General features: G+C 30.5%; 17 protein-coding genes. 9 read left to right on the top strand and 8 right to left on the bottom strand.

Annotated features, from left to right (window positions below; all coding sequences use genetic code 11):
- Nucleotide 1: 1 nt before the first annotated feature.
- The gene (locus tag J1D01_RS05360) at nt 2–1,522 is read right to left on the bottom strand and encodes a S41 family peptidase (RefSeq protein ID WP_421150090.1); all 1,521 of its coding nucleotides are present in this window, start codon (nt 1,520–1,522) and stop codon (nt 2–4) included.
- Nucleotides 1,523–1,669: 147 nt separating this feature from the next.
- Between J1D01_RS05360 and J1D01_RS05355 the strand changes: the two genes are divergently transcribed.
- From J1D01_RS05355 to J1D01_RS05340, 4 genes are all read left to right on the top strand, one after another.
- Nucleotides 1,670–2,179, top strand: coding sequence for an RNA polymerase sigma factor (locus J1D01_RS05355; RefSeq protein WP_421150089.1), 510 nt, complete (start codon nt 1,670–1,672; stop codon nt 2,177–2,179).
- The gene (locus J1D01_RS05350; RefSeq protein WP_372936764.1) at nt 2,166–2,648 is read left to right on the top strand and encodes a hypothetical protein; all 483 of its coding nucleotides are present in this window, start codon (nt 2,166–2,168) and stop codon (nt 2,646–2,648) included. Before J1D01_RS05355 ends, J1D01_RS05350 begins: the two co-directional genes overlap by 14 nt.
- Nucleotides 2,649–2,763: 115 nt before the next feature.
- Entirely contained in the window at nt 2,764–3,351 is a 588-nt protein-coding gene (locus J1D01_RS05345) for a DUF4252 domain-containing protein (RefSeq protein ID WP_372936766.1), read from the top strand.
- Between the two features lie 17 nt (nt 3,352–3,368).
- Nucleotides 3,369–3,911 (top strand): DUF4252 domain-containing protein, encoded by a 543-nt coding sequence (locus tag J1D01_RS05340; RefSeq protein WP_421150088.1) that lies wholly within the window; start codon nt 3,369–3,371, stop codon nt 3,909–3,911.
- A gap of 60 nt (nt 3,912–3,971) precedes the next feature.
- On the opposite strand, the gene J1D01_RS05335 is transcribed toward J1D01_RS05340, so the two are convergent.
- From J1D01_RS05335 to J1D01_RS05325, 3 genes are all read right to left on the bottom strand, one after another.
- Nucleotides 3,972–4,178, bottom strand: coding sequence for a hypothetical protein (locus J1D01_RS05335; protein WP_372936770.1), 207 nt, complete (start codon nt 4,176–4,178; stop codon nt 3,972–3,974).
- A gap of 9 nt (nt 4,179–4,187) precedes the next feature.
- Nucleotides 4,188–5,531, bottom strand: a complete 1,344-nt coding sequence (purB, locus tag J1D01_RS05330) for an adenylosuccinate lyase (RefSeq protein ID WP_421150087.1) — start codon at nt 5,529–5,531, stop codon at nt 4,188–4,190.
- 93 nt (nt 5,532–5,624) lie between these two features.
- The gene (locus tag J1D01_RS05325) at nt 5,625–6,194 is read right to left on the bottom strand and encodes an adenylosuccinate lyase (RefSeq protein ID WP_372936774.1); all 570 of its coding nucleotides are present in this window, start codon (nt 6,192–6,194) and stop codon (nt 5,625–5,627) included.
- A gap of 49 nt (nt 6,195–6,243) precedes the next feature.
- On the opposite strand from J1D01_RS05325, the gene J1D01_RS05320 reads away from it, so the two are divergent.
- Together J1D01_RS05320 and J1D01_RS05315 are read left to right on the top strand one after the other, a co-directional pair.
- Nucleotides 6,244–6,717 (top strand): heme-binding domain-containing protein, encoded by a 474-nt coding sequence (locus J1D01_RS05320; RefSeq protein ID WP_372936776.1) that lies wholly within the window; start codon nt 6,244–6,246, stop codon nt 6,715–6,717.
- Between the two features lie 10 nt (nt 6,718–6,727).
- Nucleotides 6,728–7,966 (top strand): glycosyltransferase, encoded by a 1,239-nt coding sequence (locus J1D01_RS05315; protein ID WP_421150086.1) that lies wholly within the window; start codon nt 6,728–6,730, stop codon nt 7,964–7,966.
- 3 nt (nt 7,967–7,969) lie between these two features.
- Here the strand turns inward: J1D01_RS05315 and J1D01_RS05310 are convergent, their stop codons facing one another.
- Both J1D01_RS05310 and J1D01_RS05305 read right to left on the bottom strand, forming a co-directional pair.
- The gene (locus tag J1D01_RS05310; protein ID WP_421150200.1) at nt 7,970–8,644 is read right to left on the bottom strand and encodes an SIR2 family NAD-dependent protein deacylase; all 675 of its coding nucleotides are present in this window, start codon (nt 8,642–8,644) and stop codon (nt 7,970–7,972) included.
- Nucleotides 8,644–9,876 carry a tetratricopeptide repeat protein gene (locus J1D01_RS05305; RefSeq protein WP_421150085.1) on the bottom strand — a complete coding sequence of 411 codons (1,233 nt, stop codon included), beginning with the start codon at nt 9,874–9,876 and terminating at the stop codon, nt 8,644–8,646. The genes J1D01_RS05310 and J1D01_RS05305 overlap by 1 nt, the downstream gene beginning before the upstream one ends.
- A 39-nt stretch (nt 9,877–9,915) precedes the next feature.
- Here J1D01_RS05305 and J1D01_RS05300 point away from each other — a divergent pair, with 39 nt between their 5' ends.
- Nucleotides 9,916–10,566: a TrmH family RNA methyltransferase gene (locus J1D01_RS05300; protein ID WP_421150084.1), complete on the top strand. Its 651-nt coding sequence runs from the start codon at nt 9,916–9,918 to the stop codon at nt 10,564–10,566.
- Nucleotides 10,567–10,571: 5 nt separating this feature from the next.
- On the opposite strand, the gene J1D01_RS05295 is transcribed toward J1D01_RS05300, so the two are convergent.
- Nucleotides 10,572–11,342 (bottom strand): carboxypeptidase-like regulatory domain-containing protein, encoded by a 771-nt coding sequence (locus J1D01_RS05295; RefSeq protein WP_421150083.1) that lies wholly within the window; start codon nt 11,340–11,342, stop codon nt 10,572–10,574.
- A gap of 192 nt (nt 11,343–11,534) precedes the next feature.
- On the bottom strand, nt 11,535–13,283 hold the full coding sequence (locus J1D01_RS05290) for a DEAD/DEAH box helicase (RefSeq protein WP_372936786.1): 1,749 nt from the start codon (nt 13,281–13,283) through the stop codon (nt 11,535–11,537).
- A gap of 818 nt (nt 13,284–14,101) precedes the next feature.
- Here J1D01_RS05290 and J1D01_RS05285 point away from each other — a divergent pair.
- Complete coding sequence (locus J1D01_RS05285) at nt 14,102–14,380, top strand: carboxypeptidase-like regulatory domain-containing protein (protein ID WP_421150082.1); 279 nt, start codon at nt 14,102–14,104, stop codon at nt 14,378–14,380.
- Nucleotides 14,381–14,401: 21 nt separating this feature from the next.
- Nucleotides 14,402–14,635, top strand: a complete 234-nt coding sequence (locus J1D01_RS05280) for a hypothetical protein (protein WP_421150081.1) — start codon at nt 14,402–14,404, stop codon at nt 14,633–14,635.
- Nucleotides 14,636–15,202: the final 567 nt, after the last annotated feature.

The raw sequence follows: 15,202 nt of genomic DNA, 5'->3' as shown, positions 1-15,202 counted from the left end.
GTTATTTTACAGGGAAATCTTTATACATGTTTTTTCCTAGTAAAGTAAAATCTTTTGAGTCTGCTAAGATTTTAGCGTCAATTCCTTTGATATCTTTTTTAGATAATTTAGATGTAGCACCTGTAATAAGTTCTATGGCTTTAGCTAAAAAAGGTTCTGAAACATCACCAAGTACACCTAAATTATTAATATTTTCACCTTCATAGACATTGCCCGAACTGGTTTCATAAGTAATGGTATAATCGGGTGTAAGTCCATCATAATAGTCAGATTCATCATTTGCATTAGCCGACTTGTATACTAGTGGCTGCATAGCATATTTGTGGTTAGGGTTAGCATTTTCTTTACTAAAATTACTAGAGTCATAGAGTGTAACAGAAGCAGTGTATTTTCCAGTTGTAGTTGTGCCTATGTGTATTACATCTATATAAGGGCTTAACCCATTAATTATAAGCTCACTTGCAGAAGCAGAACTGCTTGTTGCTAAAATATACACTTTGTTTAGATTTAATGATGAAATTGGACTTGTTTCATCTGATAATGTATCGGTAAAATTATTTATAAGACTTTCTGGGCTGTAAGCTTCAAAATAAGCTTGGTATTTATTATTCCAAATTTCTTTAGAAAAAACTTGGTTTGTAAATTGTCCAGTAATCATACTAGCTAAATTAATAGCAGAACTTACGTAACCGCCTGGGTTATATCTTAGGTCTAAGACTAGTTCTGTAACACCTTCTGCTTTAAAATTTGTGAAAACAGTATTAAGTTCTTCGTCAAAATCGGCAATAAATTGGTTGTACATTAAATACCCAATTTTATAACCATCTGTTTCTATTACTTTATTTATTAAAATGGGGTTTTCTGTAAATTCTGTTTTAGTAAGAGAAACGGTTTTACCATTTAAATAAACCGAACTATCAGTTATATCTGCCATACCTAGAGTATAGGTGTCATTGCTTCCAAACAATAAGTCATAATAGTTATTTACAGTTAATTGTTCTCCATCTACGGTTAGAAAAAAATCTCCGCGGGAAATATCTTTTGTTGCTGCGTCAGAATTGTTTGCAACATATCTAACATAACCTAAAACATCATCAGATGAAGAAGATAGTTTTAAAAGCTGAAAATCTAATCCATTACTTTTAGAAGTGCCACTAAAAGAATTTTCTAGTTCAACATAATCATCTACAATAAAACTAAATTTATCAACTACATCTTTTTGATAAAGTAAATCATCAAATAAACTTTCTGGTGTACTATAGCCGTTTAAAAAAGTATAGTATGCATCATTATCTATGAATTTATTATCTCGTAAATTAGGAACTTCACTTTGCCATAAATAAATTTCATTTAAACCTAACCAAACAAAGTCGTTTACTTCATTATCTAGGGTAATGGGTTCTTCAATTTCAGTTTCATCGTCATCATTATTGTTATCATCATTAGAACTACAATTAAAAAGAATTATAGTAAAACTTAGAAAAAAACTTAAGAACAGGGAGTTATAAAACTTGTCTTTCATATTTTTAAAATGCTATTATTGTGATATAAAAACCTAAAATTACGTACATTATTGTTTAATAAAAAATTTTTGTAACAATTTAAAAAGTGAGTCGTCGTAATAACAAATAGCAGAAAAAGCTATTAACTCAACCAAACCAAACCAAAAATGACTCAAACAGAGTTTTTAAATATAGTAATGCCTTTTAAAGATAAAGTGTTTCGGTTAGCAAAACGTTTACTTGTATCTACAGAAGAGGCTGAAGATGCAACTCAAGAAGTTCTGTTAAAATTGTGGAATAACAAAGCCAAAATTAAAGAGTATAAAAATGTAGAGGCGTTTTCTATGACTATGACTAAGAATTTTTGTTTTGATAAATTAAAATCTAAACAAGCTCAAAATTTAAAAATTGTTCATAGTAATTATGAAGAAAAAAATACACCACTACAAAAACAAGTTGAGTTAAATGATAGTGTAAATTGGGTAGGAAAAATTATAGAAGAATTACCAGAACAACAACGTATGATAATTCAATTACGAGATATTGAAGAGTACGATTTAGACGAAATAGCAAAAATGCTTGATATGAACAACACCGCAGTACGTGTAGCCTTATCAAGAGCAAGAAAAACAATAAGAGAAAAATTAACTAATACACATAATTATGGTATTAAATAATATAGAAAAATTACTAGAAAAATACGAGAATGGGGAAACCACTCTAAAAGAAGAGCAGCAGTTAAAAAACTATTTTTCTCAAGAAACTGTAGCGCCACATTTAGAAATGTATAAACCCATGTTCAATTATTTTTTAGTAAATAAACAAGAGCAGTTTACCAAAGACGTTCCATTAAAAACTAAGCGCATATTTAATTATAAATGGATTTCTGTCGCAGCCGTAGCCGTTCTTATGTTAGGGTTTTACTTTAATAACTCAATAATTACAGATGATTGTAACGAATTAGGAACTTATTGTGAACCAGAACAAGCTCTAGAAGAAGTAACAAAACAATTGGCAATGATTTCTAATCACTTCAATAAAGGTACACAAGCAGTTGGATATTTAAAAGAAGTAGACAAAGGAACAGCCGCTTTAGGTTACTTAAATGAGGTTGAAAATACTACCAGTATTATTTTTAAAAAATAACAGTTAAAAAAGAACAAAATGAAGTGAGCATTGTAGAAAGCTTCACAAGTTGAATATAGAAGAATACCATGCGAATTGCATTTTAACGATTAAGAACAATTAAAAATTTATAAAAATGAAAACAATAAATTCAAATAAAATAAAGATGAATAACAGATTGATAATGTTTATAATGGCTATACTATTAGTGCCATTAACAGGAATGGCACAAAAGAACATTTTTGATAAATATAGCGATAACCCTAATGTTACCTATGTTAACATAAAACCTAAAATGTTCCAGATGATTGCCAAAGTAGGAGTAGATACAAGCGATCCTGAAGCAAAAGCATTTATGGATATGGTAAAAAGTATTACCAGTTTTAAAACCATAGTAACAGATAATAAAGATATTTCATCTGATATTTCTAAATGGGTGAAATCTCGCTCTAACTCATTAGAAGAATTGATGGAAGTAAGAGATGATGGGAGTGAAGTAAAATTCTATGTAAAAGAAGGAAAAGATGCAGACCACGTAAAAGAACTTCTAATTTTTGTAAATGGAATAGACAAAGTAATGGAAGATAAAATAGAAATTAACGGTAAAGAACGAAAAATAGAAACCGTAGTAGTATCATTTACCGGCGATATTGATTTAAATGAAATATCTAAACTTACAGAGAAAATGAATATTCCAGCAGGACAACATTTAGAAAAAAAATAAACAACTAATCATCAATCATGCAACGAACAATTAAATATATTTTATGCACCATATTAACCGCAACTTTTTTAGTAAGCTGCGGTGATGGTGTTAGCTTACAGCGCTATTACGTAGATAACCAGGAAACTAAAAATTTTATTACTCAAGATATTCCAATTTCTATGGTAGAGCTAGATAAAACAAATTTTACAGAAGAACAGCATGAAGCCTACAACTCTGTAAAACGATTAAATTTCTTAGGATATAAAGCATCTGATACAAATATTGATACTTACAACACAGAGTTAGCAACGGTTAAAACCATTTTGAGTGATGATAAATATCAAGACTTAATAGAGTTTAGTGATAGAGGCAGAAAAATAGTTGTAAAATATATAGGAGATGATGATGAAGCCGATGAAATTGTAGTTTTTGGAAGCGCTAAAGAAATGGGGTTTGCTATTATTAGAATATTAGGAAATAACATGAGTCCAGAAAAAATGGGGGTTTTGTTGCATAGTTTACAAAACGCAAATGTAAATGAAAATCAAGTGCAAGATATCATGAATTTCTTTAAGTAGATCTTATATTTTAAATGTTAATAAAAAAGGTTTGTCTATAATTATATAGCAAGCCTTTTTTTATTTCTCTACTATAAATTCTTCCCCTTTTTTTTCTTCTTTAACTTTAAAAGTTTTAGTAGTTATTAGGTTAATAATAATGGCTAAAAAAATGATGGTAAGAATAGTTAAAACTAAAAAATTATCTAAAATATCCAACATACCACAAACAAATATACCTCCAACCAAAAGGCCACAGAATAATAAAGATTGTTTATCAGTTAGCATAATTAAATTTTAAATTCCAGTATAGTTACTAGGTGTTATACGTTTTAATTCTTCTTTTATTGTATTAGACACCTCTAAAGTATCAATAAAATTTGAAATAGAATCTTGATTAATTTTTTCGTTAGTTCTTGTTAATCCTTTTAATGCTTCATATGGATTTGGGTATCCTTCTCTACGTAAAATAGTTTGAATAGCCTCTGCTACAACAGCCCAATTGTTTTCAAGGTCTGCAGCAAATTTACTTTCGTTTAATAATAATTTGTTTAAACCTTTTAAAGTAGATTTAAAACCAATAATGGTATGTCCAAAAGGTACACCTACATTACGTAAAACAGTACTATCAGTTAAATCGCGTTGTAATCTAGAAATTGGTAGTTTAGCAGACAAGTGCTCAAAAATGGCATTGGCAATACCTAAGTTTCCTTCACTATTTTCAAAATCAATAGGGTTTACTTTATGTGGCATTGCAGAACTTCCTACTTCACCTTTTTTTATTTTTTGTTTAAAGTAGTCCATAGATACGTATGTCCATACGTCTCTATCTAAATCAATAAGTATGGTATTAATACGTTTTAAACAATCAAATAACGCCGCCATATGGTCATAATGCTCAATTTGCGTTGTTGGAAACGAGTGGTGTAATCCTAATTTTTCTTGTACAAAAGTGTCTCCAAAGGCTTTCCAATCAATATTTGGGTAAGCTACATGATGGGCATTAAAATTTCCAGTAGCGCCACCAAATTTTGCAGCACTAGGTATATCGTTTAATAAATTAAATTGTTCTTTTAAACGGGTTACAAAAACCGCAATTTCTTTACCTAAACGGGTTGGAGATGCTGGCTGTCCGTGTGTTCTTGCTAGCATAGGAACCTCTGCCCATTCTTTGGTTAATTCTTTTAGTTTTTCTAAAACGGTGAAATATTCAGGAACATAAACCTCATTCATGGCTTCCTTAATACTTAAAGGAATGGCTGTATTGTTAATGTCTTGTGAGGTTAACCCGAAATGGATAAACTCTTTGTATTGAGATAATCCTAAAGCATCAAATTTTTCTTTTATAAAGTATTCAACCGCTTTAACATCATGGTTGGTAACACTTTCAATTTTTTTAATAGCTAAAGCATCTTCCGAAGAAAAATCTTTATAAATAGTTCTTAATTCATCAAAAAGAGCATTGTCAACATCTGTTAGTTGTGGTAAAGGTATTTCGCAAAGCGCAATAAAGTATTCAATTTCAACTAAAACACGATATTTTATTAAGGCTTCTTCAGAAAAAAAAGGAGCTAAAGCGTCTGCTTTACTTCTATAACGTCCATCTATTGGAGAGATGGCATTTAATACAGATAATGACATATTTAATGTGAATTTTAAGAAGTTGCAAAGATATAATTTTTAGATGGAAGCTAGAAGCTTGTTACCCTAAGTTTTTTAATATTGGAAACTTCTTTAGTTAGCTTTTTTAATTTTTTTTAGAATATGTCTTGCTCTAGCTTTAAATGCTGCAGTTTGACTAGAAAAATCCCGTTCTAGAATGGTAATTAATTCTGGGTAAACCCAGTTATATTCTTTTCCCAAAAGAAAAAGTGTAGACATGCTATAAGCCTTAGGAGCTACTTTTTCATCATTAATCATATAATCAAAACAGGTTTCAATAATACGTTCTTTATGTGTTGTATTTAATGCAGTTTTAATCTTATTGTCATTTTTACTAGTATAAGCATTAGCTATAAGTTCACAAACTTTAGCAACAGGCCTTACAGCAGAATCTAAATGAACTTTATGTATGTTTTTTGTGAAATAATCTAGATGTGGTATAATAGCTTCAATATCATCAGAACACATAAACTCAAAAACCCAAGCGGCACGCGGAGATATTTTGTCGTTTACTTTAAAAAGTATTTCTAATAATTTAGGAACTAAATTTGGGTTATTTATTACTAAACTGGCGTAGTAAGTTCTTTTTTCACGCGAGTGATTTACATAACTTAATTCTTTGTAAAGTTCGGTGGTGTTCAAACGGAATTTTATTACTTTTAAAAAGTAAATTTATAAGAAATATTTTAGAATGAAAACCTCAAATAAAATCTTGTTAGTGTTGTTAATTGTTTTTGTGATTGCTCAATTTTTTAGGCCGGAAAAAAATAGCGGCGATATAGCAAGTATTGAACCTTTTTTAGCAGAAACCAAACCCCCACAAGAAGTAAAATTAATTTTGAAAGAAGCATGTTTAGATTGCCATAGCAATGTAACAAGATATCCGTGGTACAACAATATTACACCCATAAATTATTGGTTAGCAAATCATGTTAAAGATGGAAAAAAACATTTTAATGTCTCAAACTGGGAAGGTAATTCTGTAAAACGAAAAGACCATAAATTTGAAGAATTAATAGAAGAGGTTGAAGGAAAAGAAATGCCGTTGAAGTCTTATACATGGACGCATGCTAATGCTAAATTAACTGATGCACAAATTCAATCTGTTGTAGATTGGGCAAAAAATGTACGCTTAATGTACAGTATGAAACCTAAACCAGAATAGGTTAAAGTCTATGCAAAAACACTTATTGATTATTGGTTTTGTATGGCCAGAGCCTAAAAGTTCTGCAGCCGGTAGTAGGATGATGCAATTAATTGAAGCATTCCTACTGGCTAAATATCAAATAACTTTTGCCACTGCTTGTGCAAAATCAGATAATGCTTTTAACCTTGAAAGTATTGGAGTTTCGCAAGTTTCTATAGAATTAAATAGTTCTAGTTTTGATGATTTTGTTAAAGCTTTAAATCCAGAGGTAGTATTGTTTGATAGGTTTATGACCGAAGAACAATTTGGATGGCGCGTTGCAGAACAATGCCCTAATGCAATAAGAATTTTAGATACCGAAGATTTACATTGTTTAAGGCGTGGTAGAGAGCAAGCCTATAAAGAGCAACTCCCTTTTGAGAAAAAGCACCTGTTTAACGATACTTCAAAACGAGAAATAGCCAGTATTTATAGATGCGATTTAAGTTTAATTATTTCAGAAGTTGAAATAGAAATTCTTAAAAATGATTTTAAAGTAGATAAATCAATTTTAATGTATTTGCCATTTATGTTAAGTGAAATTTCTATTGAAGAAATAAAAAGTTTGCCAAAGTTTAATAAACGGAAGCATTTTATAACCATTGGTAATTTTTTACATAAGCCTAATTATAATGCGGTTTTATATTTAAAAGAAACTATTTGGCCCTTAATTAAAAAGAAACTTCCTGAAGCAGAATTACATATTTATGGTGCTTACTGCTCAAATAAAATAAGCCAATTGAATAATGAAAAACAAGGGTTTTTAATTAAAGGTTTTGCATATGATGTTAACCAGGTTATGCAATGTGCTAAAGTGTGTTTAGCACCTATTAGGTTTGGAGCAGGTTTAAAAGGGAAATTAGTAGATGCTATGCAAAACGGTACGCCTTGTGTAACCACAACTGTTGGAGCAGAGGGGATGTTTGGCGATATAGAAGCAAACGGATTTATAGAAGGCATTCCAGAAGCCTTTGCTAATAAAGCTGTTCAATTATATCAAAACGAAACCCTTTGGAAAGAAAAGCAACAAAATGGATTTCAAACTATAAATAACAGATTCAATAAACAGTATTTTCAAAAAGAATTTATTGAACAAGTAGAAATAATAAGTCTAGAGTTAAATGACCGAAGGTTGCATAATTTCACAGGGCAAATGCTTCAGCATCATATACTTAATAGCACTAAGTTTATGAGTAAATGGATTGAGGAGAAAAATATGAAACAGTAAGTATTACAAGAAATTCTCAATTAATTGTTTTACCCCAACTGTAGCAACTTCAGGAATAACCATTATATCTTTATTATTTGACAATGCAGGTTTTGGGTCTATATAAAAAATAGAGGTGTTTTGTGGAACATAATGCATTAAACTTGCTGCAGGATACACTTGCATTGAGGTTCCAATGATGAGTAAAATATCAGCTGTTTCACATACTTCTATAGCTTTGTTAATCATGGGTACATCTTCGCCAAACCAAACTATATGCGGACGTAATTGATAGCCCTTATTACATAAATCACCTAAAACCAAATCGGTTTTCCATTCTTTTATATCGGTTTTATCAAAAGTACTTCTAACCTTTAACAATTCGCCATGTAAGTGCAATACATTAGTACTGCCAGCGCGTTCATGTAAGTCATCAACATTTTGGGTGATTATAGATACTTTATATTTGTTTTCTAATTTAGCTAAATCAATATGTGCGCTGTTAGGTTTAACTTCAAGTAGTTGGCGACGTCTTTTATTATAAAAATCTAGCACCAATTCTGGGTTCTCTAAAAAACCTTGCGGAGACGCAACCTTCATAACATCATGTCCTTCCCATAAACCATCATGATCTCTAAAGGTTTTAACACCACTTTCGGCACTCATACCTGCTCCTGTAAGTACTACTATATGTTTTATTAAATCTTTTTCCATTTATTATATTCAACAGAATTAACTAAGTTTAAAAGATTATTTTCTCCGTTTTCATCGGTTTCTTCAACAAATTCAATAAGGTCTGTTTTATTAAAGCCGTCTGCTGTTAGAGACGATAAAAAAGTAACACATTTATTGTAATCTCCAACAATAGATAAAACGGTTAAGTAAGATGAATGCCCTTCAAAAAAATCTGGGTAGTTATCAGATATATACTTAAAATATTTTAAAGATTCTGTGTAATTAGCTCTATCAAATTCTAGGTTTCCTTTTAAAAGGTTTAAAAAATCATCATTTGTATCTTTTTCTAATCTTGATATTAACGATAAAGCAGTCTCGTAATTTTTGTTCATTAAATGATAATCTATTTGACTTAAATATAGAGAGGAATCATCAGGATATTTGTCGGCAATAGTTTTCATAGCTTTTTTATAAGCTTCTTCGTTAACATTTGAAGCGCAAACAGCTTTAATAACCAAGAGAAACTTATCATATTGTAAATCTCCTTCTATTTTATTAAACATATTAAGCGCTTTTTCAAACTGCCCTTGGTTATGATAGTTAACAGCATTAGCCATTTTAATAAATTCGTCTGTGTTATCTTCTCCAAATAAATCAAATAAGCTTGTTTTAGGGAGGTTATATATAAAAAAACGTCTAAAAGTTTTGCTTAATTCTTCACCAGATAAGTAAATGTAAATATCATTAAACATAAACTTACCGTTTATACGAGACACTCTGTAGTCATGATAATTTATTCCCGTTAAAGAAGAATAAAGTCTAAAAAGCATGTGGTAGGTTTGGGTGTTTTCATCATATCTGTAATTAACAAAATCATAATACCCAGCACCATTTACCTCTTCTATAATTTTATTAGGAATAGATTTCATGCCTTGTTTTAAGCCATTAAGAAATCCGGTTTTAAATTCTTTAATATCCTCATCTTCTTTAATATCTTTAGTAATTAAGTTTCCAAAAGATTCATAATCTAGCAGATTTAAATAGTTTTCTGCACTATTTTCAAAAATGGCATTTTGAAGCTCGCTACCCAGTGCTAGTACTTTTTCATCATTGGCCTCAGAGTTAGCAATTATAGAAATTGTGTTATTAGAAAGTTTGGCACTCTGGGTGTTGTATTTATTTTGAGAAAATGCGGTTGAAACCCAAAAAAAGGGTAGGCTAATTACAAAAAATATGGTTATTTTGAGACTGTTCATGTATTTGTATATTTATTTTATAAATATAATTTTATTTTAATGACTTCCATAAAATTAGTAGAGTATTTAGAAAGCTATTTAACCGAAAATAGAAGAACCCGTTTTAATAAAGTATTATCTCAACGTACTAAACATTTTACAGTTGCTACAGAAGATGTGTACCAACTACATAACACTAGTGCAGTTATAAGAAGTTGTGATGTTTTTGGAATACAGGAGGTTAATATTATTGAAGAGCAAAATACTAAGCGGATTGATAGAGAAATAGCCATGGGAGCCCAAAAATGGGTAGATTTAAACAGATATCATTCTGTTAAAGATTGCATTATAGATTTAAAAAAAGAAGGGTATCAAATAGTAGCAACTACACCGCATACAAACGATTGTGAATTGCATGATTTTGATGTTACTAAAAAATCTTGTTTTTTCTTTGGAAGAGAAACCGAAGGTTTATCTGAAGAAGTTTTAGAGTCTGCAGACTGCTTTTTAAAAATCCCTATGTTTGGTTTTACAGAGAGTTTAAATATATCGGTTTCAGCAGCTATTATACTGCAACATGTAACAACCAAGTTAAGACAAACTAATATAAATTGGCAACTTAGTGAAACCAAGATACAAGAAAAAAAACTAGATTGGATTGCTAAAACAATTAAAAGTTATGATGATATTGTTAAGCGGTTTTACAAGTAGGGTTTCTAGAGTCTTTTTCTGCCTCTACTAAGTAATTTATATTCTTCGTAACATTCACTAATGGCATCAAGAATTTGTAAATCGTTAGCGGTTTGAATAAATCCTTTAGAGTAGTTACACTGGCTTACAATTTCATCTAAATCAACCTTTTCAACCTTTAAAAGCGCCGTAAGCATCTCTCTGTCAAAACGTGATGCTAAAAGGTTTCTAATCTCATCATCTTCTTTCATCTTTTTTAACTTTCTCAATTCGTTTGGTTTTTTTCCAAACATACGATGTAAAAAATCGGCAGGGTTAAAAATAGATCCAATAATTTTATTAATTGTAGATGGTTTAGATGCTTCATAACCACTTGGCAATCCAGAAATTTGATAACGGTAATTATTGTTAGGTTCTGGTACTTGCTTAATATCTACTTCTAAATAACCAGTAAGCCTAAGTTGGTTTACAACTACTTCTTCTAAAGCAAGGGCTAATTCTGTTAATTTAATTTCAGAACTTCCAAACTTTAACCAGTCGTTAGTAACACGTACTTTTATAGATTTAAATCCTAAATAAGAAAAATGCAAGGTATCATTAACCTTTGCAGGAATTTTAAATTCACCTTTACTGTTTGTGGTAGTTCCTTTAACAGAATTTAGGTTAACAATATTTACACTTTCTAAAGGTTTGTCGTTAGCCGAATTTAAAACAACACCAATAGCTATTTCACCATCTTGCGCCATAACTACAGCAGATGTAAACAGTAAACAAATAACTAACAGGTAACCTTTCATAATATTAAATATATTCTAAATTTTAATGTAAAAGTACTAAACTAAAAAGTAACGATACGTTTTGTGGCATTATTTGACTTAAAATTAACAAAACTGTATCGTTAAAAGTACTTTTTTAAAAGTTAAATATCTGAAATTTCTTTAAATTAAATCTAACATAGGAGAAAAAACAGATAAGATATCTAAAAACTATTAGCGTCTAGAGCGTCTAGGTCTTGATGCAGCAAAGTTTCCAGAGTTAGAGCGTTTAGATTTTTTATCAGAAGAACGTCTAGAGTCATTTCGTTTAGACCCATTACGCCTGTCATCACGTCTTCCTCCGCTTCTTCTACCATCACGTTTTCTACTTTTACTTCTGTTCTCAGAGATTTCAACATTAACAAAGCGTCCGTTATGTTTAAAGTCGGTAAAAAAGTCTAAAACTTTTTGTTGTTGCTCATTTTCAGTATTAAAAAATGAAAAACTGTCTTTAACTTCTACTTTAAATACATCATCTTTTCCTAGCTCTAAAACTTCTTTTAAAAAGTCTTTTAAGCTCATCCAATCAAAGCCATCTTTTCTTCCAACGTTTATAAAGTAGCGGGTAGAAGTAGAATCACTTTCTTCTCTACCACCACTAGAAACATTAAGGTTTTGAGCTTTTTTGTAATAATTATGAAAACGCGTAAACTCTACAGAGAAAAATTTCTTTATTAATTCTTCTTTACTAGTGTCTTCAAATAATTCGTTAATGCTTTCTAGGTGTTTATCAATTTCATGATTAACCTGTGTATTATGAATTTTATTTGCAAGAGACATTAATTGTATTTCGCAAATTACAGCACCATCAGGAATATCTTTTTTTACAAATTCTTTTTTAATAATACGCTCAATACTTTTAATTTTTCTAACCTCACTTTTAGAAATAATTACCATAGAAACGCCTGTTTTTCCGGCACGTCCTGTTCTACCAGAACGGTGTGTGTAGGTTTCAATTTCATCTGGTAATTGGTAGTTTATTACGTGAGTTATATCATCTACATCAATACCACGCGCTGCAACATCTGTAGCAACTAGCATTTGAATTTGTTTATTTCTAAACGATTTCATTACCAAATCGCGTTGGTTCTGACTTAAATCGCCGTGTAATGCACCTGCGTTATACCCATCTTCTATTAGCTTTTCGGCTACTTTTTGGGTGTCTCGTTTGGTTCTACAAAAAACTACTGAGAAAATATCTGGATTAGCATCGGCTAAACGTTTTAGAGCCTGATAGCGGTCTCTAGAGTTTACCATGTAATACTCATGAGATACGTTTTTACTACCTTCATTTTTATGTCCTACAGTAATTTCTTGTGGACTATACATGAATTTTTTGGCAATAGTAGCCACCTCTTTGGGCATGGTGGCAGAAAATAACCAAGTGTTTTTATCATTTGGTGTATGAGATAAAATACTAGTTATATCTTCATAAAAGCCCATGTTTAGCATTTCGTCGGCTTCATCTAAAACGCTGTATTCTATTTTAGAAATATCAACCAATCGTCTGCTAATCATATCTTTCATACGCCCTGGTGTAGCTACAATTATTTGCGCGCCTCGTTTTACTTCTCTAGCTTGTTCTGTAATGCTTGCGCCACCATAAATGGCAACAACATTTAATCCTTTACAGTATTTACCGTAAAGTTTCATTTCATTGGTTATTTGTAAACAAAGCTCTCTTGTAGGCGATAAAATTAAACCCTGCGTAGTGCGGCTATTAATATTAATTTTTTGCAGCATAGGGAAACCAAAGGCTGCTGTTTTTCCGGTGCCCGTTTGTGCTAATGCCACTAAATCGGTTTCAGAATTTAATAAAATTGGTATGGCTTTGTCTTGTACTTCGCTTGGTTTTGTAAAACCTAAGTCGTTAATAGCTTGTAATAGGTTGTCTTGCAAACCTAAATCTTGGAATGTGTTCATTACTTTAAGTAAGTATTCGATTATGTTATGTGGTGTTACATAAAGAAGCGAATCGACATACTTAAACCTTAAACTTCTAGTAACACATCCTCACCCTGAGGAATTTAAAGTTGCAAAGATACATTAATAATTGAAATTTACCATTTTTAATTTTTTGGGCGTTACCCACAAGGGGTCGGGCTTTTGGCAGTCGCTCTCTACGAGGAGCTCCAACAAATGCCGCAATCCCTAACGCAGGCGTGTTTGCTGGTATTTGTTTTTAAATAGGTGTTTGTGTTGTTTTGGAGAGGTTGGTTAATGTTTGATATATGCATAATCTGTGTTTAAGCACCCAATTTAGTAAATACAAGCAAAATATAAAATCCGCGATCAATGAACTATAGTTGTTGTTGTCAATAGTAGCTTTCTTTTTAACTTGAATTTTTTGGATTATTGTTGTATTTCAATTTTATCTTGAAAATAAATTTAAGAAATGACCAAGTCCTTAATAATGCTTTTAGAATTAGAATTAAGTAACGAAAGATGAAAATTAGAGGTCATAAGCAAAAGTTTATTTTTAAATAAAAGGACCTTTAATTGCTCATTTTAGATGTTTACACTTCTTAAACTAATTTAAGAAAGTATAACTTTTGTATTACAGTTTAAAATTTAATTGTTATATTTGATAGTATATTATTAATTATGAAAACATTTTTCTTCTTTCCTTTCTTTCTTTTTTCTTTCTTTCTTTCTTTCTTTCTTTAGATTTCTACACATTTAATGATTTAAATGAAAATTTGGGTGATTTATTAGAGAAAAATTATAATTCAAAGCAGAGTATGTATTTGAACATTGTAATTGGAAGAGTTACTGATAAATGTGATAATAATCCTATTGTAGGGGCATCTGTAGTTATTAAAAATAAGCCTATAACTACCATAACAGATTTTGAAGGGAATTACAGTATTTCTCCTGTTAATACAGGAGATGTTATAGTTGTTAGTGCGTTTGGGTATTATACTAAGGAAATACCTGTTACTGTGACTTTTAATGGTTGTCCACAAAATACACCTTGTACAAGAATACTTTACGTTGAGTTAGAATGTATAAAGGCATAGTTTAAAATAAATATTTTTATTATGAAAGCAAAATTCACTTACCCTATTTTATTAATAACTATTTTAATTTTTTGCAGTTGTGTTACTGATGAGAATGAAATATTGCTAAATAAAAATAGTCAATATTCAAATAAAGCTCTAAAACCTCAATTTGATAGATTTATATTATCAGAATATAATATATTTCACATTTCTGATTTTGATAACGATAATGCATTCGAGTTTTCGAATTTAATTATTGGAGAGGAGTTTTAAAATTATTTAAGACTTTACAGGTCTGTTGTTTAACGAATTTTAACAGCTTTTAGTTGTTCAGTTTCAGTTGCGTTATTAATGTGTCTACCTTTAGAGGAAAACGCCTGATTAGATTATGAGTGTTTTTATTTGTTTCTCTTTTCTGGAAATCATAAGGATATCCAATAATATACAATGGCTATTGTTTGTTAAGTTAGTTTTTTGAGATGTGCCATTTCAAGACCATTGTCATAAGCCATAGATTAGTTAATATTCCAAAGGTTTAAAATTCTTTGATAAATTGATTTGTTACAGTAGTGAGATTTTCTGTTTTTTAGTTACATAAGACAGGTATATTTGGATGTTCTTTTTTCGATGCAAGTTCAAATGACAGATTTCTGTCCTTTACCAATAACAAGTTCTCCATTTTTAATTTTTTGGGCGTTACCCACAAGGGGTCGGACTTTTGGCAGTCGCTCTCTACGAGGAGCTCCAACAAATGCCGCAATCCCTAACGCAGGTGTGTTTGCTGGTATTTGTTTTTAATAGACGTTTGTGTTGTTTTGGAGAGGTTGGGTTAACGTGTTT

It is taken from the genome of Seonamhaeicola sp. NFXS20, assembly GCF_049132085.1.
Lineage (GTDB): Bacteria > Bacteroidota > Bacteroidia > Flavobacteriales > Flavobacteriaceae > Seonamhaeicola.
The sequence above is the reverse complement of the archived record's forward strand: the minus strand, read 5'-3'. Positions and strand labels throughout refer to the sequence as shown.